Source organism: Sphingomonas sp. Leaf10 (assembly GCF_001421245.1).
Classification (GTDB): domain Bacteria; phylum Pseudomonadota; class Alphaproteobacteria; order Sphingomonadales; family Sphingomonadaceae; genus Sphingomonas.
In genome coordinates this window covers 67,857-86,755 of record NZ_LMKE01000028.1, presented here as the reverse complement: position 1 = coordinate 86,755, position 18,899 = coordinate 67,857, and the positions used below count along the sequence as shown (strand labels likewise).

15 protein-coding genes are annotated in these 18,899 nt (G+C 66.0%); 5 read left to right on the top strand and 10 right to left on the bottom strand.

What is annotated here, in order from left to right; genetic code table 11:
* Nucleotides 1–151 precede the first annotated feature (151 nt).
* From ASE59_RS14710 to ASE59_RS14690, 5 genes are all read right to left on the bottom strand, one after another.
* Entirely contained in the window at nucleotides 152–1,507 is a 1,356-nt protein-coding gene (locus ASE59_RS14710) for a family 43 glycosylhydrolase (protein WP_056457809.1), read from the bottom strand.
* A complete protein-coding gene (locus ASE59_RS14705; RefSeq protein ID WP_056457806.1) occupies nucleotides 1,507–4,707 on the bottom strand; it encodes a glycoside hydrolase family 2 TIM barrel-domain containing protein in 3,201 nt (1,066 codons plus the stop codon). Before ASE59_RS14705 ends, ASE59_RS14710 begins: the two co-directional genes overlap by 1 nt.
* A 56-nt stretch (nucleotides 4,708–4,763) precedes the next feature.
* Nucleotides 4,764–6,281 carry a tryptophan halogenase family protein gene (locus ASE59_RS14700; protein WP_056457827.1) on the bottom strand — a complete coding sequence of 506 codons (1,518 nt, stop codon included), beginning with the start codon at nucleotides 6,279–6,281 and terminating at the stop codon, nucleotides 4,764–4,766.
* Nucleotides 6,278–6,979, bottom strand: a complete 702-nt coding sequence (locus tag ASE59_RS14695; protein WP_056457803.1) for a DUF6445 family protein — start codon at nucleotides 6,977–6,979, stop codon at nucleotides 6,278–6,280. Before ASE59_RS14695 ends, ASE59_RS14700 begins: the two co-directional genes overlap by 4 nt.
* Nucleotides 6,980–7,042: 63 nt before the next feature.
* A complete protein-coding gene (locus ASE59_RS14690) occupies nucleotides 7,043–9,886 on the bottom strand; it encodes a TonB-dependent receptor (protein ID WP_156360097.1) in 2,844 nt (947 codons plus the stop codon).
* A 160-nt stretch (nucleotides 9,887–10,046) separates the two neighbouring features.
* Here ASE59_RS14690 and ASE59_RS14685 point away from each other — a divergent pair, with 160 nt between their 5' ends.
* Nucleotides 10,047–10,751, top strand: coding sequence for a FadR/GntR family transcriptional regulator (locus ASE59_RS14685; RefSeq protein WP_056457798.1), 705 nt, complete (start codon nucleotides 10,047–10,049; stop codon nucleotides 10,749–10,751).
* Between the two features lie 11 nt (nucleotides 10,752–10,762).
* On the top strand, nucleotides 10,763–12,310 hold the full coding sequence (locus ASE59_RS14680; RefSeq protein ID WP_235515793.1) for a glycoside hydrolase family 30 protein: 1,548 nt from the start codon (nucleotides 10,763–10,765) through the stop codon (nucleotides 12,308–12,310).
* Nucleotides 12,311–12,413: 103 nt separating this feature from the next.
* Here ASE59_RS14680 and ssb read toward each other — a convergent pair whose 3' ends face one another.
* Nucleotides 12,414–12,980: a single-stranded DNA-binding protein gene (ssb, locus tag ASE59_RS14675; RefSeq protein WP_056457793.1), complete on the bottom strand. Its 567-nt coding sequence runs from the start codon at nucleotides 12,978–12,980 to the stop codon at nucleotides 12,414–12,416.
* 68 nt (nucleotides 12,981–13,048) lie between these two features.
* Nucleotides 13,049–13,951, bottom strand: a complete 903-nt coding sequence (locus tag ASE59_RS14670; protein ID WP_056457790.1) for an endo alpha-1,4 polygalactosaminidase — start codon at nucleotides 13,949–13,951, stop codon at nucleotides 13,049–13,051.
* Between the two features lie 115 nt (nucleotides 13,952–14,066).
* Here ASE59_RS14670 and ASE59_RS19325 point away from each other — a divergent pair, with 115 nt between their 5' ends.
* Nucleotides 14,067–14,243 carry a DUF4169 family protein gene (locus ASE59_RS19325; RefSeq protein WP_082458486.1) on the top strand — a complete coding sequence of 59 codons (177 nt, stop codon included), beginning with the start codon at nucleotides 14,067–14,069 and terminating at the stop codon, nucleotides 14,241–14,243.
* A gap of 124 nt (nucleotides 14,244–14,367) precedes the next feature.
* Here ASE59_RS19325 and feoB read toward each other — a convergent pair whose 3' ends face one another.
* From feoB to ASE59_RS14655, 3 genes are read right to left on the bottom strand one after another with little or no spacing between them, the layout of a single operon-like run.
* Entirely contained in the window at nucleotides 14,368–16,221 is a 1,854-nt protein-coding gene (feoB, locus tag ASE59_RS14665; RefSeq protein WP_056457787.1) for a ferrous iron transporter B, read from the bottom strand.
* An 11-nt stretch (nucleotides 16,222–16,232) separates the two neighbouring features.
* Nucleotides 16,233–16,490, bottom strand: coding sequence for a FeoA family protein (locus ASE59_RS14660; RefSeq protein ID WP_056457784.1), 258 nt, complete (start codon nucleotides 16,488–16,490; stop codon nucleotides 16,233–16,235).
* Between the two features lie 51 nt (nucleotides 16,491–16,541).
* Complete coding sequence (locus ASE59_RS14655) at nucleotides 16,542–17,213, bottom strand: COQ9 family protein (protein ID WP_235515792.1); 672 nt, start codon at nucleotides 17,211–17,213, stop codon at nucleotides 16,542–16,544.
* A 114-nt stretch (nucleotides 17,214–17,327) separates the two neighbouring features.
* Here ASE59_RS14655 and ASE59_RS14650 point away from each other — a divergent pair, with 114 nt between their 5' ends.
* Together ASE59_RS14650 and ASE59_RS14645 are read left to right on the top strand one after the other, a co-directional pair.
* Entirely contained in the window at nucleotides 17,328–17,582 is a 255-nt protein-coding gene (locus ASE59_RS14650; protein ID WP_056457777.1) for a glutaredoxin domain-containing protein, read from the top strand.
* Nucleotides 17,583–17,671: 89 nt separating this feature from the next.
* Nucleotides 17,672–18,862, top strand: coding sequence for an amino acid aminotransferase (locus ASE59_RS14645; protein ID WP_056457824.1), 1,191 nt, complete (start codon nucleotides 17,672–17,674; stop codon nucleotides 18,860–18,862).
* Nucleotides 18,863–18,899 lie beyond the last annotated feature (37 nt).

Here is an 18,899-nt window from a genome sequence, read left to right as displayed (position 1 = left end):
CCTCCCTGTCTCAACCCTCGGGAACAGACAAGAATCCAAAATGCTGCCGGTGTAAACAGTCCCTCCCTTGTCAGGGAGGGGAGCAGGTCGCGAAGATCGGTCGCTCCTGCACGCCCAGCGCACGTCCGACCACAGTTGCGGTGCGCTTACGCTACCGCAGCGTCCACTCCCACACACCGGCATCCACCGGAACCTGCAACCGCAGATAGCGGACCTGGGCGGGGTGGCTCAGTTCGATCGGCGATCCGGTTGCCTGATCCACCGTCGCCAGCTTTTGCCAGACCCGGCCGTCAGGCGATCCTTCGACCGACAGCGTGTAGCGCTGCGTCGGGAAACGCATCCGGAGCGCGCTGCCTTTCACTGGCCGCACCGCGCCCAGATCGGCGGTAAGTTGCGGGGATGCTCCCTTGGCTGGCGCCCACCACGTCGCGTAATTGTCGTCCGCCGCCCGCTGCGGTCCGTGCAGCGCGTCGCTGCCCTGCCCGCTCGCCCGCCAGCGCAGGCCCGCATCGCGCCGCGCAGCGAAGCCGTTCACCGCGCCGCCATGGCTCGGTACCGCCTTTGCGATGCTGCCATCGGGCCGGATCGTCAGCGGATCGACCGCGATCTGCCGCAGCACCGCATCGCCCGGCGGCGGAAAGGGCAGGCCCTGCCGGTGATACAGGATATAGGGCTGGCCACCCGACCGGAACACGGCGTGATGGCCGGGGCTGATGACCGACCGCGCGGTATCGGTCGACAGGATAGGGCTGTCCGGCCCCTCACGAAAAGGCCCGAACGGCGTGTCACCGATCGCGTAGCGCACCTTGTAGGTGTCGGTCGTCGTCTTGCCGTCGCTATAGGTCAGCAGATAATGCTTGCCCTGCCGGACCATGAACGGCCCTTCGAAATAATTGGGGGGGGTGACGTCGCGGGGCGTGCCGTCGAAGGTCACCATGTCGGGCTTCAGCTTCACGACGAAACAGTGCCCGTTGGTCCAGTTCCAGCCCGATCCCCAATAAAGATAGGCCTGTCCGTCATCGTCGATGAACGCTTCGGCATCGATCATGTGATAATCGGGGGCGAAGGCTTTCGCGATCAGCGGCTTGCCGCCATTGGCGTCGGCCCACGGACCGGCGGGCGAGGCGGCGCTGCCGACCCACACCTCGCTGCCGACCGAGACAAACATGTACCAGCGACCATTGGCGGCCTTCACCACCGATGGCGCCCAGACCTTCGAATCGCCCGAGGACGGGCTGGTCGCCGCCGCCTTGGTCGGCCAGTTCGGCATCGAGAAGCGCCAGTCGCGGCCGTTCTCCGACGTCCACAACCCCAGCCGGTCGTCACCCCATGGATCGATGGTGGCAAAGATATACCAGCGCCCGCCATCGCGGACGATCGACGGATCGGCGAAATAGCCCGGCAACAGCGGATTGGCCGCGCCGGGGCTGTCCCAGCGCGGCGCGGGCGCGGCGGCGGCGACCAGCAGTCCCGCCGCCAGCACCACGGCGACTCCCGCGCCCCGCATCACTGCGCCTCGGTCGCGCGGGCGGGACGTGCCTTGTCGGGCGTGGTCCCCTCGCCGCTGAACGGTTCGAGGCGGAAGGCGATGCGCGTCGGCACCAGCTTGGTGCGATATTGCATGTGCGGCTGGCCGACATGGCTCCATGTCGTGTCGCCGCCGACGCCCCATTGCGCGGCGTCGATGTTCAGCGTGACGTGGTCGTGCGGCACGATATCGCTCGACTTCCACGTACCCGCCGGGCGCCGGTCGAGGTCGGTGTAGGGGAAGGCCAGCGCCTGCATCATCAATAGCGTATCGCCGACGACGCGCACCCCGCGCCCGGTGCCGCTCAACTCCATCCAGCGGACATCGACCTTGTTGCCGGTATCCTGCGGCCGCATGTAATCATGGTTCTGGTCGGCGATGGCGCCGCGCCACAGCCCGATCGCCGCACTGGTCTTGCGATCGACATAGCTTTCGTGCGGGCCGCGGCCATACCATTCGACCGTCTTCAGCGACGTCGGCAGCGTGTACGCCATGCCGATACGGATCGGCGCGGTCAGGTCGCTCTTTAGCGGTACGAAGTCGCCGACCACCGCCACCGATCCGTCGCCGGCCATGGTATAGGTGGTGACGAACGAAGCGGCACCCGCGCCCAGTTCGTAATCGACGCGTACGCTGGCCGACCCGTCGGCGGCACGCTCGGTTGTCACCGACCGGACCTGCCGGTTGGCGGCGATCGGTTCCCAGGCCGACGTATCGGCGAGGTTGCCGTTGGCGAGATCATTGTCGGTCGGCGCACGGTGGAAATTCGGCGCGCCTCCTTCGATCAGGGTCGTGCCGCCGCTGCGATAGCCGTCCAGCAACCCAGTCTTGCGATCGATCGACAGCGAAGCGCCGTTCGCCGACAGCCGGACCACATCTGCGCTGTCGGCGACCGTGACGTTCCCCTTGCGCACCGCGACCGGTGCCACCGACTTGCCGAGCGCGAACTGTTCCCAGCCGACGACATAGTTGGCCGGGACCATCGGTACCGCGCCCTGTTTGGCGCGGGCGCGGACGGTCACGAAATATTCCGCGCCGGGTTTGCGCTGCAACGACGTCAGCGGCACCGTCACCGTCTCCGTACCATGCGCGACGGTGGTCAGCGCGGGGAGCGGACCGGTCGCGACCGGCACCCCGTCCTCCTCGATCACCCAGTCGAAGGCGAAGCCCGACAGGTCGCGGAAATCGTGGCGGTTGCGCACGGTCAGGCGGCCGGTCGCGGGATCGAACCCTTCGAACTGGATCGGCGAGAGGACCTTCTGCACCTCATAGAGTTGCGGATTGGGGGTGCGGTCGGGCTGGTTCAGCCCGTCGCCGAACTCGATATCGCCGCCGGGATTGGGGCCATATTCGCCGCCATCGCCCCAGTAGCGCTTGCCGTCCTTGTTGGTGCGGTACATCGACTGGTCGACCCAGTCCCAGATGAAGCCACCCTGCAGCTTTTCCGGGTGGGCGTAGATCGTGTCCCAATATTCCTTGAAATTGCCGCCCGAGTTGCCCTGCATATGGGCATATTCGCACTGGATCATCGGCTGCTTGCGCGTCGGATCCTTGGCCCAGTCGACCATCTTTTCGACGTCGTCGTACATCGGCGCATAGATATCGACATAGGGATTGGGCTGGTGATCCCAGTCGAGCGTACCCCAGCCAAGATAGGAGACCAGCCGCCCGCTATCGCGCTTGCGGATCGCCGCCGCCGCCTTTTCGAAATTCGGACCGATGCCAGCTTCGTTGCCGAGCGACCAGAAGATGACCGAGGGGTGATTCTTGTCACGCTCGACCATGTTCATGACGCGGCTGATATGCGCGCCTTCCCATGCCGGGTCGAAGCCGATCTGCAGCTTGGAGCGCAATTCCGGATTCTTGTTCGCGTAATCCATATACGCGTGGCTCTCGATATTGGCCTCGTCCATCACGTACATGCCCATCTCGTCGGCCAGCGCATACCAGCGCGGGTCGTTTGGATAGTGCGAGGTGCGGATGGCGTTGAAGTTGTTGCGCTTCATCAACTCCATGTCGCGGCGCATCGATTCGTCGGAAATGACGTGGAACGTCACCGGGTCGTGCTCGTGGCGGTTGATGCCGCGGATCACGATCGGGCGGCCGTTGACGGTCACCTTGCCGTTCAGCATCCGCACGTCGCGGAAGCCGATACGCTGCGGCGTCGACTGGATCACCCGGTCCTGCGCATCGACCAGTTCGACCAGCAGCGTGTAGAGATTGGGCGTCTCCGCGCTCCATTGCCGCACGCCCGGCACATCGGCCTTCAGCGTCACCGAGCGCGTGTCACCCCGCCCGCCGACCGCCGCCTCGCGCGACAGGACTTCGCGGGTGCCGTCGAGCAGGACGATGCGTGCCTTGGCCGCAGCCGTCCCCTTTACCGCGACGTCGACCGCCAGCCGGCCGTCGCGGAACGCATCGTCCAGCCCGGCATGGACGAAGAAGTCGGCGATCCGTGTCTTCGGCACCGCCGCGACATAGACTTCGCGCTCGATCCCCGACACGCGCCAGAAATCCTGATCCTCCAGATACGACCCGTCGGACCAGCGGATGACCTGTATCGCCACCGTGTTGCGGCCGGGCTTCACCTGCCGGGTCACGTCGAATTCGGACGGCAGCTTGCTGTCCTCCGAATAGCCGACTTCCTGTCCGTTGACCCAGACGCGGTACGCCGATCCCGCCGCGCCGATATGCAGGATCACATCGTCGCCACTCCACGCTGCGGGCAGGTCGAAGTCGCGGCGATAGGAGCCGGTTTCGTTGGTGTCGTGGGGAACGAGCGGGCGATTGGCCGGGAATGGGTAGGTGATGTTGTTGTATTTGGGCTGGCCGTAGCCCTCGGCCTGCCACATCGCCGGCACCGGAATCGTCTTCCATAGCGACACGTCATAGCCCGGCGCCTGAAACCCCTTGGGCGCGCCGTCGACCGACGGGCTGAAGTTGAAGCGCCAGTCGCCGTTCAGCGACAGGAAACGGCTCGACTGCGTCCGGTGTCCGGCCAGCGCGCGCTCGCGGCTTTCAAAGGCGAAGCCGGTCGCATGGGCGGGCATCTTGCTGCGCGCATAGACCGCCGGGTTTTCCCAATCGGGCCGGCTGGGATCGACCTGTACCGGATCGACCTTCGGCGCCTGTGCCATCGCCGGCATCGCCAATGCCATCACGCCGGCCCCGACCAGCATCCTGCTCAGCTTCACGTCACTCTCCCCGAACGTCAATTTTGTCTGACAATATACAATCAGGCCGGTGATGCAATCGGCGCCGCACAGTGCGCGGCGATGAAAGCGCCATGCGCCGGCATCCGTCCGGCCGCCGCCGCCGTTACCGCCGCGATCCGCGCCAGCCGTTCGCGCGCTTCGTCGAGCGGCATCGCCATGGCCAGCGGATCATGCCCGGCCGCGCGCACCCCCTGCCCATCGAGCACCGCCAGCCAGCTGGTCCGGGTGAACAGGTCGTCCGCCTCGCGATAAACCCGCCCGGTCGCGCGATATTCGGCGAGACGTTCGGCCAGCGTGTCGGGCACCGTCATGGTGCGGACATGATCCCAATAGGGCGTGTCGTCGCGTGCCGTCGCGTGGAAATGCAGGATGATGAAATCGCGGATGCCGTCGAACTCGGCCGCCATCAACCGGTTGTAGCGTCGCACCATCGCCGGATCGGGATCCCGCCCCGGCAGCATTTCCAGCAACCGGGCGATCCCCGCCTGGATCAAATGGATGCTGGTCGATTCGAGCGGTTCGAGAAAGCCGGTCGACAGCCCCAGCCCGACACAATTGCCGACCCAGCAATCCTGCCGCCGCCCGGTACGGAAGCGCAGCACGCGCGGATCGGCGAGCGGCGCGCCGTCAAGGTTGGCGAGCAGCGTCGCGGTCGCGTCGTCCTCCGAACAATGCGCGCTGGAAAAAACGTAGCCATTGCCGATGCGATGCTGGAGCGGGATGCGCCATTGCCAGCCCGCCGCGCGCGCGGTCGATCGGGTATAGGGGGTAGGCGGTCCGGCATTGGCACTCGGCACCGCGACCGCGCGGTCATTGGGCAGCCAGTGCGACCAGTCCTGAAACACGCTGCCTAGCGTTTCGCCGAGCAGCAGCGAGCGGAACCCCGAACAGTCGATGAAGAAATCGGCGGCGACCTGCCCGCCAGCGGCGAGCGTGACGCTGTCGATCCGGCCATCCCCGGCGTCACGCGTCACATCGACTACCTGCCCCTCGCGCCGGGCCACGCCTGCGGCCTCGGCAATGCGGCGCAGATAGGCGGCATAGAGCGCGGCATCGAAATGGAACGCATAGCCGACATGGTGGAGCGGGGTATTGCCGGGCGGGTCGAGCGGACGTTGGAACCGGTTGCCCTGCGCCGCCGCCGCGCAGATCGAATAGGCGTCGAGTGGGGCCGCTGCCCCCGCGGCGCGCAGCCGGTGCCACATCGCCTCGAACGGGATCGGTCCGAAATCGATGCCGTACACCCCGAACGGGTGGAAATAGCGTTCGCCCTTCGCTCCCCAATCGACGAATTCGATGCCGAGCTTGAAACTGCCCTGCGTCGCGCGGACGAAATCGTCCTCGTCGATGCCGAGCAGCGCGTTGAACGCCTGAATCGGCGGGATTGTCGCCTCCCCCACCCCGACCGTACCGATCGCTTCGGATTCGACCAGCGTGATCGCGACCGATCGACCCAAGACCCGCGACAGCGCCGCCGCCGCCATCCAGCCGGCGGTACCGCCGCCGATGATGGCGATGCTGGTCAGCGGCGCGCTCATGCCGCCACCGCGCATTGCAGGAAGAGATTGCCGGTCAGCCGCCCGCGACGCGGGTCGTCGGCATGGTCGGGTACCCGCGCGATCAGCCCCGAATGGAGCAGCGCTGCACGGTACAGGACGATCCGGTCGCGCACCGCCCGGCACTGGGCGATCGGCGCGAAGGCGGGATCGTCACCCTGTCCGGGATAGCCGTCGCCGGAGCGGTCTTCCTCCGCGCGTCGGGCGGCATCATAGCTGGGCAGGCGATCGGCATCGATGGTTTCGAAGCCGGTGGCGCGGTGGCGGAAAAAGCCGGTGCCGCCCTGATCCCCGGCGCACAGATAATGGACCGCCGCGAATTGCAACCGGTCGGCGGCATCGACATGCGGCGCACGCTGTTCGACCGACAAATCGGCCGGATCGGTCGTCACCAACGAAAAATTGCCGCGTGCGCGGACCGGGCGCAGCGCCTGTCCGCCGAAATGGTGCGAGAGCAGGGGCAGGACATCGCGGACCAGCCCGTCGATATAGGCGGTCGGAGCGGTGCCGAGCAAACCGGGATAATGACTGCCGACGCTGGCCGCCGGCGCAAAGGTGGCGCGGGTCGCGGCACGATCGACCAGTGCGTCGACGGCGCCGGTGGCAGCATCGATGACCATGACGGGTTCGCGTTCGTTCCCGACATGATGGACGGTCACCCGATCCAGCATGATCCGCATGGTACACTTGTCCCCCAAAAAAATTGCCGGCGTGGCGAACGTCACCACGCCGGCAGGTGGGGATCAATAGGTTGCCCGGACCGACAGCCCGAAACGGCGGTCGTTCAGCTGATATTGCAGCGGTGCCGACGGCGTGCCGATGTAGAGCACGTTCATGCGGTTGTTCAGGTTCACGACGTCGGCCGATACCGCGATCTTGTCGGTCAGGTTGTAGCTGATCGACGCGTCGAGCGAGGCATAGGGCTTGGCGAACTGGCCCTGGCCGTTGGCGCCGCTGCCGGTCGTTTGTTCCAGATAGCTCGACCGCCAGTTCCACGCGACGCGGGCGGTGATCGGCCCCTTTTCGTACAGGCCGATCAGATTGTAGCTATGCTTCGACAGCTTCTCGAGCGGCAGCGACGACGGCAGGTTGTTCGCCGACGACGAGAACGGGTTCTCCACGTTCGAGTCGACATAGGTGTAGTTGGCCTGCACGCCCAGGCCACTCAGCAACCCCGGCAGGAAGTCGAAGAACTGCTGATAGCCGGCCTCCAGCCCCTTGACCGTGCCGTCGCCCGAATTGACCGACGAATTCACGTTGTACGACCGTCCGCCATAGGTGCCGATGAACCGGCCGCTCGACAGGAAGCCGTTGACCGACTTGTAGAACAGGCCGGCGGTCAGCGATCCGGTCGGCGCGAAATACCATTCGGCGGTCAGGTCGAGATTGTCCGATTTGATCGGGCGCAGATAGGGATTGCCCGAATTGGCGAAGGGCAGCCCGTTGCTGGGATCGACCTGGTTCGGGTTCTGCAACGTGACGTTGGTCGACAGCACGTCGAAGTTCGGCCGCGCCACGCCCTTCGAATAGGCGAAGCGCATCTGGAACTGGTCGGTGAAGCGGGCGCGGATGTTCACGCTGGGCAGGACGTTGGTATAGTCGTTGCCGACCGACAGCGGCGAGATGCTGCCGTTATTGTTGAACTGGGTACCGATCGAGGTGGTCTTGGTCTTGACGATGCGGATACCGAGACCGCCGTCGAGCTTCACGCTGCCGACGTCGAACGCGTAATCGGCGATACCCCACGCGGTATAGGTCTTCTCGGTCTGGGTATTCAGGTCACCCGGGGTGAACGCGTCCTTGGTCTGCGCACCGAACAGCGCGTAGAGCGCCTTGGTCTGTTCCCAGACACCGTCGCCGGCGGGGAAGGCGGGATACAGGATGCCGCCGGTGACGGTATTGCCGTCGAACCAGTTCTTCGACGGACCCTTCATCGCCAGCTGCGGGAAATTGGTGAGCGGGATTAGCGGCGTCCCCTGCGGCACGTCTCGGCAGCCCGGCGCGATCCCCTGATACAGACAGACGCCGTTCCACGTGCCGCGTAGTTCGATCGAATTGTCGGCATAGCGCCCCCCGCCGCGCAGCTTCTTCAGGAAATTGCCCTCGACCTCATATTCGAGGTCATAGGCTAGGGCGAGCGTATCGGCGTCGTTGCGCTGGAGCGAGTCGGCGATGAACGGCAGCGAGTAGTTCGCCGGATTGTTCAGCACCGCCGGGTTGGTCACGTCCCAGCGCGGATATTTGCCGCGCAGGTCGAAGGTAACGGTCGACGGATGCGGCGCGACCGTGCTGCCATATTGGCCGGTCGCGTTCTGCCCGGTGCGGCTGTACAGCGACAGGACGTGGCCGTTGCGGTCGGCATTGTAATAGGACGTCAGATACTGGACGTCGAAGCTGACCTTTGCGCGGTCGGTCGCCTGCCATGCGGCGTTGAAGGTCAGGTTCTGCGACGCGCTCCACAATTCCTGGTCGAAACGGCCGGTTTCGAACGTCTGCGGCGACAGCGAACCGCTGGTCGCATAGCCATCGTCGTTGAAGGTGAAGGCGGCACCCGGCGTCGGCAGCGTGTTGTACTGCGTCACCCGGCCCTGCGAATCATACTGATTGCCGGGCAGGTTGTTGAAATCGTAATAATAGGCGCCGGTGCGGTTGAACCAGTATTTGGTCCCCTGATACTGCGCCGTCAGCAGCAGGTCGTCGCTGGCCTGCCACTGGACGGCGGCGGCGATGCCGAAGCGCTTGCGGTCGCCGGTGTCGTCATAGACTTCGAAACCATAGGGAATCTGCGCGTTGGACGGCGCATTGGCGATCGATCCGGGGCGCGCTTCGCCGAACGGGCCGGCGAGCAGGCCGTCCTGACGATACTGGCTCTTCGAATAGACCGCGTTCACCAACAGGCCGATCTCGCCGATGCTGGTGTCGTAGCGATTGGAATAGAGGCCGGAAAAGGCATAGCCCGGCTTGTCGACGCGGTCGTAATAGTTGCCGCGGGCCGTAACGCTGATGACTTCCTTGTTCGAATCGAACGGACGGCGCGTACGCAGATTGACCGCGCCGCCGACGCCGCCTTCGATGATGTTGGCGGGCGCGTTCTTGTACACGTCGATGCCCGAGAGCAGTTCGGGCGGGATCCCTTCGAGATCGAACGCACGGCCGCCCGATGCCGAATAGACGGCGCGGCCGTCGAGGAAGTTCTGCACCTGGGTCAGGCCGCGGACGGTGATCGCCGGCTGGGTCCGGTGGTCGAAATCGGTGGCGCCTTCGCCATAGCGGCGCTGGATCTGCACGCCGGTGATGCGTTGCAACGCTTCGGTGGTGTTGACGTCGGGGAGCTTGCCGATGTCCTGCGCGCTGACCGAATCGACGATCTGATCGGAGTTGCGCTTGATCGCCTGTGCGGTGCGAAGGCTCTCGCGCACGCCGGTCACGACGATGTCGTCACCGTCGACGCCCTGTTCGGCGGCCTGTGCAGCGTTCAGCGAACCGCGCGTCGGCGCGTCCTGCGCTACCGCGACCTGTGCCAGTCCTGCGATCCCCATCGCGACCAGCGACGTGCCGACACGGAACGAACTACGCAAAGAAGCCATCGTCATCCTCCCCAATGACCGGGCGGTCGTCGCGCATGATCGCGTCGTGACGCCGTCCAGTTGTCCGACATAATAACCGTATCCTATTTGTTAAACAATATACCATGTTGACGATTTTTCGGATTGCGTCAGGTTAGGGAAGCAGGAGCGAGACAGAGCATTGACGCACGACCGGAATACGGCATCGGCACACGCCCAGACGGCGCGCGACATCGGCATTGCGATCGTTACCGGACGCTATCCGCCCGGATCGATCCTGCCCGGCGAATATGATCTGGCCGAACAACGCGGGATCTCTCGTGGCGTCGTGCGGGAAGCGCTGCGGATGTTGTCGGGCAAGGGACTGATCGTCAGCAAGCCCAAGACCGGCACCAGGGTATGCGACCGCGCACGCTGGAACCTGCTCGATCCCGACGTGCTGGCATGGATGTTTGAAGGCGAACCGCCGGCCGGTTTCGTCGACAACCTGTTCCAGTTGCGGATGATCGTGGAGCCGGCCGCCGCCGAGCTGGCCGCACGACTGCGCACCGGTGAGCAATTGTCGCAAATGGGCCACGCGCTGGAGGAAATGGCGCGCTATGGCCTGGCCAGCCCCACCGGACAGGCCGCCGACCAGCGTTTCCACCACATCATCCTCGAGGCAACGTCGAACGAACTACTGGTCAGTTTGGCGGGGAGTATTGGGGCGGCGGTGCGGTGGACGACGATGTTCAAGCACCGCAAGAGCCGCCAGCCACGTGACTCGATCCCGCAGCATCGCCAGCTGTTCGCCGCGATCGCGGCCGGGGACGCGGGCGGCGCGCGCGAGGCGACGGTCGCGCTGTTGCAGCAGGCGCGTGAGGATACGCAATTGTCGATCGGCTGACGTTTCATCAAATGAACCAGCCGTCCATCATGTGGAACTTGTCGGACAATAGGAGAATGCGGATGGCGGTACGGCGGCGGACGATGCGAAAACTGGCGGCGATGCTGCTGCTGGCCGGTATGGCCGCGCCCGGCGTGGCGCAGACACCGACCGAAGCCGCGCCGGCAACGGTCGCGATCACGCTGCATGTCGCGACCGACCGGCCGGGGACGACGTTCGAGGGATGGGGCACCGCGCTCGCCTGGTTCGCGAACGTCACCGGCGGCTATCCCGATGCGACGCGTGAGCGGCTGGCCGATCTATTCTACGGACCGAACGGCCTCGGCTGGACGATCGCGCGCTACAATATCGGCGGGGGCAATGCCGCCGATACCCCGCGCTATCTGCGCACCGGAGCGGCCGTACCGGGCTTCTGGCGACGACCGGCCGGCGCCACCGGCAGCGATTGGTGGCGGCCCGAGGATCCGACGATGTGGGACTGGTCGGCCGATGCACATCAGCGCTGGTGGCTGGATGCGATCCGCAGCCGCGTCCGCCAGCCGATCTTCGAAGCATTCTCCAATTCACCGCCATGGTTCATGACCGTCAGCGGGCGGGTGTCGGGCGCGACCAAGGGTAGCGACGACAATCTGCGCCCCGGTGCCGAGCCACAATTCGCGACCTATCTGGCGCGGGTGGTCGACGAACTGCAACGCCGTCACCGCCTCACCTTTCGCACCTTGTCCCCGGTCAACGAGCCGAACACCGATTACTGGTTCGCCGCCAATACGCAGGAAGGCGCGCACTGGAGCCCGGCGCGGCAGGGCAGGATGATCGATGCCGCCGACGCCGCGCTGAAGGCACGCGGGCTGAAGACGGTGATCGCCGCCCCTGACGAGACCAATTCGACGTTGTTCGTCGCCGACTGGGCCGGCTGGAACCCGGCGACGCGCGCTCGGGTCGGGCAGTTGAACGTCCATAGCTATGCCAACACCCACCAGACCGCCGTTCGCGACATTGCGCGCGCCGCCGACATCCGCCTGTGGATGAGCGAGCACGACATGAGCGCCGACAAGGACCCGGAGAATTTCGAAAGCATGGCGACCGCGCTCGCCTTTGCCGAACATGTCGTCGGCGACATCCGGCGGCTGGAACCGGCGGCATGGGTATTCTGGCAGGCGGTCGAAAATATCAGTGCACGCGACGGCAAGCCGGGATCGAACTGGGGTCTCATCAAGATGGACCTGACCGCAGCCGCCCCGCGTCCGGAGTCGATCCACATCACCCGCAAATATTGGGCGATGGCCAATTTCAGCCGCTATGTCCGGCCCGGGTACCGGCTGCTCCCGATCGACGACATGGACAGCATCGCCGCCTTATCCGCCGATGGTGCGACGCTGGTCGTGGTGCATGTGAACCCGGGGCCGGTCCGCCGCGACCTGTCGCTGGCTGCCGGGGGCTATCGCCTGTCCGAGACGATCGTGACCGACGCGACGCACAATGCGGCGCCGGTTGCGGGGAGCACAATGGTGGCGCCGCCCCGGTCGGTTACGACCTTCGTGTTGAAACGGCCGGGTTAACGACTTTCCCGCTCGAGCAGGTTCACCCTCACCCTTCCCATCCGACTGCGCCGGACGGCCCCCTTCCCTCTCCCGGCGGGAGAGGGAGCGAGGTGCGCGGCGATCAGAACGGTACGTCGTCGTCGAGATCGTCGCCGAAGCCGCCGCCGAAATTGCCGCCCTTGTTACCGCCCGAATTGTAACCGCCGCCGCTGCCGCCGCCGCGCGATCCGCCGCTCTGGCCGCCGCCATAGCCGCCACCCGAGCCGCCGCCGAAATCGTCACCGCCGCCAAAGTCGCCGCCACCGCTGCGACCACCGCCGCCGCCCTGACCACCGCCGGGACCGTCGAGCATCGTCAGCACGCTGTTGAATCCCTGCAACACGATCTCCGTGCTGTACTTGTCCTGCCCTTGCTGGTCCTGCCACTTCCGCGTCTGGAGCTGGCCCTCGATATAGACCTTCGAGCCTTTGCGCAGGAAGCGTTCGGCGACGTTTGCCAGCCCTTCGTTGAAGATCGCGACCGAATGCCATTCGGTCTTTTCCTTCTTCTCGCCCGAATTGCGGTCCTTCCACGATTCCGACGTGGCGATGCGCAGGTTCACCACCTTGCCGCCATTCTGGAACGAGCGCGACTCGGGGTCGCGGCCCAGATTGCCCACCAGAATGACCTTGTTGACGCTACCAGCCATCGCTGAAAATCCTCGTTCGAAACCTGATCGTCGCTGTTATGCCAGTGCGCCGCGCATTGCCAGTGGCGTCAATCTCCGTCGCAGCTGAACCTGAAGCGGTTGTCGAGTTCGATCGGCAGCACCAGCGTCCGCAACCCCTGCGCCCGCGACGCCGCGCACAGCGTGTCGCGTGCACCGCCGCTGTTGGTGCGATAGGCGGCCTTATACTCCGCCACGAACACCGGTTTGCCGGCGGTCAGGAACGGGGTCAGCCGGTCGCATTCGACATATTCATGGCATTGTTCGTTGACCGCGAAATCGAACGCCGGGGCCAGCACCGCCACCTGATCGAGATCGTTCTTCAACCCGATCGACAGGCCGCGCTTGTGCGCTTCGGTAGCGAGGAACCGGTTATAGTCGAGTTGCTGGTCGGCGGTGATGTTCAGCCCGTTGCGATTGGCATAGCCATCGACATTGTCCGGCTCGACCGCGTCGCAGCCCTTGGCCCTTGCCAGATCGAGGCGAAGCGCCATCACCCGGCGGACATTGGTCGACGTGACCGCCAGCCAGCGCTCGCCCGCCCAGCCATCGAGCGTTGCGCCGCGATCGGCGGCGGCGAACTCGCCATCGTCGCTGCGCCAATTCTCGGACGATCCGGCGGAGAAATAGCAGATCACCCGTCGCCCGGCGGCGTGCAGTGCGGCGATGGTCGCGGGCGGCGCGTCGAACAGGTCGATGTCATAGGCGTCGACGGCGTAGCGCGTGTCGATCGTGCCGCTCAACTGCCACTGCCATGTCGTCGCCGTCGTCGGTCGCCACCAGCTGGCCGTCGTGGTCGGGCTGGGCGTCGGGGTTGGCGAAGGTGCAGGCGTGGGTGTCGGCGTAGGGGCAACGACCGTGCCGCCCTCCGCCCCGCTGCCGCCGCCACACGCGGTCGCCGATAGCGCCAGCGCCACCGCCGCCGCCCTGCCCATTGCCGTCCGATGCCGCATATCGCCCTTCCCTGCGCCCGCGCCCGCTACGCGGCATCGGCACTTTCGGCAACATGCGTTTCGGACTGGTCAATCCGGCAATGGCACGGCAGATTCCGCGTCGAAAGGAACCTTGATGGGCGACGTCATCAACCTCAACCGTTTCCGCAAGGCCCGCGCCAAAGCGGAACGTGCCCACGAAGCCAATGCCAATCGCGCGAAATTCGGCCGGACCGCCGCCGAAAAAGCGCGCGACGATGCCGATGCCGCGCGGCGCAAGGCGTTGCTGGATGGGGTGAAGCGGGAAGAATAGGGCCTGGCGTGTTCGTCATTCCCGCGCAGGCGGGAATCCATTGTCGCTGACGGTCCTGATAAATGCACTATCGCTACGTGTATGGACTCCTGCCTTCGCGGGAGTGACGATGTGGACGAAGCGCTTATCCCAGCCCGAAGGCGACCGCCGTCCAATAGGTCGCACCCGCCGCGATATAGGCCAGTGCGAACAGATAGGTGATCATCACCAGCGGCCATTTCCAGCCATTGGTCTCGCGCCGGGCGACCGCGATCGTCGACAGGCATTGCGGCGCGAACACGAACCACGCAAGGAAGGCGAGCGCGGTGGCAAGGCTCCAGCGTCCGGCCAAGCGGCCACCAAGTTCCTGCGCGCCCTGTTCCTCGTCCGCCGCGTCGATCGCATAGACGGTCAGGAGCGCCGACACCGCGACTTCGCGCGCGGCCATCGCCGGGATCACCGCGAGCGACATTTCATGGTTGAAGCCGATCGGCCGCAACACGACCTCCAGCCCCGACGCGATCCGCCCGGCGATCGAATATTCGGACTGCTTCACCCCCGCCGGCGCGACCGGATAGGAGGTCAGCAGCCACAATGCGACCGTCACCTGCAGGATGATCGTGCCCGCGCGGCGCAGGAAGACATAGGCGCGCTGCCACAGGCCGATCGCGATGTCGCGGATCGAGGGGAGTTGATAGCGCGGCATTTCCATCAGGAAGCCGCCGCCGACCCCCTTGGTCGCGGTCCGCCGCAGCACGAAGGCGGCGATCACTGCGCCGAGGATGCCGGTCAGGTACAGCACCAGCAGCACCAGCCCCTGTAGCCCCACACCGGGCAGCACCTGGCGCGCCGGAATGAACGCGCCGATGATGACCGCATAGACCGGCAGGCGCGCCGAACAGGTCATCAGCGGCGCGATCAGGATCGTGGTCAGCCGTTCCTTGGGATCGTCGATCGAGCGCGTGGCCATGATTCCGGGAATCGCGCAGGCAAAGGACGACAGCAGCGGGATGAACGCCCGGCCCGAAAGGCCGACGCCGCTCATCAACCGGTCCATGAGGAACGCGGCGCGGACCATATAGCCCGACGCTTCGAGCAGCAGGATGAAGACGAACAGGATCAGGATCTGCGGCAGGAACACCACCACCGATCCGACGCCGTTGATGACCCCCTCCACCAGCAGGTCGCGCAGAAAATTGTCGGGCAGCGTCGCCACCGCGGTATTGGCCAGCCAGCCCTGCGCACCCTCGATCCAGCCGATCGGTGCTTCGGACCAGCTGAACACCGCCTGGAACATGACGAACAGGATGGCGAGCAGCAGGATCGGCCCGGCGACCGGGTGCAGCGCGATGCGATCGACGCCGCGGGTGACGGCGCGCGCGCGCGGCTGTTCGACCACGGCGATGCGCGCGATGCGGCGGGCCTCGCGCTGGAAATGACGGATATCGGCCTCTACGTCGTCGACCGGCGCCGAACGGGCAGCACCGGACAGGGCACCGGCCAGCGCCGCGCGCAGTTCGTCCAGCCCGCGCTTGCGCACGGCGACGGTCGCAACGACCGGCAGGTTCAGTTCGGCGGACAGGATGTCGAGGTCGATCTTCAGCCCGTCGCGCGCCGCCATGTCGATCATGTTGAGCGCCAGCACCATCGGCCGCCCGAGCGATTTCAGCTGGAGGACGAAGCGCAGGTGATTGTCGAGATTGGTCGCGTCGGCGACGACGATCATCGCATCGGGCACGCGCTCGCCCGCCTGCCGCCCGAGCACGACGTCGCGGGTGACCGCTTCGTCGGGGCTGGAGGGGTCGAGGCTGTACGTGCCGGGCAGGTCGACCAGTTCGATCGGCCGCCCGTCGTCGAGCGCCAAACGGCCCGAATGGCGTTCGACGGTGACGCCGGGATAATTACCGACCTTTTGCCGGGCGCCGGTCAGCGCGTTGAACAGCGCGGTCTTGCCGGCATTGGGATTGCCGACAAGTGCGACCAGAGGTGCGGGGTTCACGTCGGGTCCGGTCAGCCTGCCAGCGGTGCGACGCGGATCGCGCCGGCGACATGGGCACGCAGCGCGACGGTCATCCGTCCGATCCGGCAGGCTAGCGGCCCACCGGCCAGCATCGCGCGGTGGAGCAGTTCGATATCGACGCCCTCATCCAGCCCGAATTCGCGCAGGCGCCGTGCCTCGGTCGGCGACATCCGATCCCATTCGATCGACGCGACGGTGGCCTGCTGGGTGCGGGGCAACTGGGCGAGATTGAGATTGGGAGCGAGCATTGCGACTGATTAGCAATAAGACCCCGCTATTGAAAGCGGATTTTTTCAGACTCAGACAGCGGGATAGCGCAGCCGTCCGACGAAGCGCGACAGGCTGAGCCGTCGTTCGGGATCGCGCGAGGCGAGCATCCGCCCCTTGAACTTTTCGAAGCGCATGATGCCGTCGATCCGCCGCGACAGGAAGGCGCGGGTATCGGCATGGCCGCCGCTTTCGTCGTCAAGGAACACGGTGATGGTCGCGGCATAGACCGCACCAAGCATCGCCCGCTTGGTATAATGATTGTAATCGGTCGCGCTGTCGCCAGCCAGCCGCCACATCAGGTCGACGGTCCGCCAGCCGAGTTTCGCCGCGCGCGCGACATTTTGTGGCATGGCAAGAATCGCCAGCGCCCGGCGTAGCGCCTCGCGCTCGCCCGCGACCGCCGCCAGCCGTGCCTCGATGAGGGCAGTGATGCGTTCGCGGATCTTCATGGCGGACAGGCGGTCGGCGGGCAGCGCCTCGATCATCCGCCGGTCGATCTCGGCGAACCAGGCGTCGATCATGTCGACCGCACCGCCGGCATAGGCCAGCCGCGCGACATCGGCATCGGCGCCGAAAGTCTGTGCGGCGGCGGCGACCGCCTTGTCGTTCCAGCCATCGAACGCGGCATTGGCCGCGACCAGCGGGGCGAGCGCCGCGCGCAGTTCGTCGAGCGTCAGGTCGGCAGGTGCCAGCGGGGCCATCGCATCCTCCATCATCCCTACTAGCTAGGGGGTGGCGACCCAAACGGCAACGGCGGAACCCCGGCACGGTCCGGGCGCTGTGGCGGGGACCGTCTGTTCCAGAAGGATTTCGTCATGGCCGATACGTTGAACGCCACGCTCTATCGCATGGTCCTGCCCGATCACATCTGTCCGTTCGGCGTCCATGCCAAGCAGTTGCTGCAATCGGCCGGCTATAGCGTCGACGACCGGATCCTGCGATCGCGCGAGGAGGTCGACGCGTTCAAGGCCGAACAGGGCGTCGATACGACCCCGCAGGTGTTCATCGATGGCGAACGCATCGGCGGCAGCGACGATCTCGAACGCTATCTGGCCGGGCAAGAAGGGTAATCGTCCGAAAGGTGTAACGCCGCTTTTTCCTGCCTTCGCCGCATCGATCGGCCTATAGGCGCGGCGTTACCGCCATTTCGGGGATGTTCATGCCGTTTCGTTCGCTCGTCGCCCAGCCCGCCGATTCCCTGTTGCGCCTGATCGGCGCGTTCCGGGCCGATCCGCGTGCCCACAAGATCGACCTGGGCGTCGGCGTGTTTCGCGACGATCACGGCCATACCCCGGTGATGCAGGCGGTGAAGCAGGCCGAAATGCGGCTGATCGCGACGCAGGACAGCAAGGCGTATCTGGGGCCGGAGGGCGACAAGGGTTTTGTCGCGCTGCTCGAACCGCTGGTGTTCGGCCCCGCCCCGACGGCCGATCGCCGCTGCGGATTGCAGACGCCGGGCGGCACCGGTGCGCTGCGGCTGGGCGCGGAACTGCTGGCCAAGGCGGGGGTGCGCCGCATCCTGATCGGGCAGCCGAGCTGGGCCAATCATGCGCCGGTATTTGCTGCGGCGGGCATCGTCGTCGTTCCCCACGCCATGTTCGACATGGATGCGCAGGCGGTCGACCTGCCAGCGGTGCAGGCCGCGATCGGACAGGCGGAGGCAGGCGACGCGATCCTGCTGCACGGTTGCTGCCACAATCCGACCGGCATCGATCCGACGCCTGACGATTGGCAGGCGATCGCCGCCGCCATTGCCGATAGCCGGCTCGTACCCTTCATCGACCTCGCCTATCAGGGGCTGGGCGACGACATGGCGAGCGATGCGGCAGGCACGCGCGCGGTGATCGATGCGGTGCCGTTCGCGCTGGTCGCCTATTCCTGCGACAAGAATTTCGGGCTGTACCGCGAACGTACCGGCGCGCTGTGGGCGACCGCGCCCGATGCCGAGGCGCGCGACATCGTGCTGTCGAACCTGCTCGCGCTCGCCCGGGCGAACTGGTCGATGCCGCCCGATCATGGCGCGGCGGCGGTGCGGATCGTGCTGGAGGACGAACAGCTCGTCGCCGACTGGCGCGGCGAGCTCGATGCGCTGCGCACCCGGTTACAAGGGCTGCGCGCGGAGCTGGCGGCGATCGGACGGGCGGGATCGGTCGACCTCGCCCCGATCGGTCGCGGCAAGGGCATGTTCGCCACCCTGCCACTGTCGCCGACGCAGATCGAATGGCTGCGCGCGACGCACGGCATCTATATGGCGGGCTCCGGCCGGATCAACATCGCCGGTTTCGGGCCGGGCGACATCGCCCGCTTCGGCGAGGCGCTAGTCGATCTGGGTCGGGCGGGAGTCGCCTGACGATCGCCCCGAAACGGTGCGGTCTGCGCTCCATCCA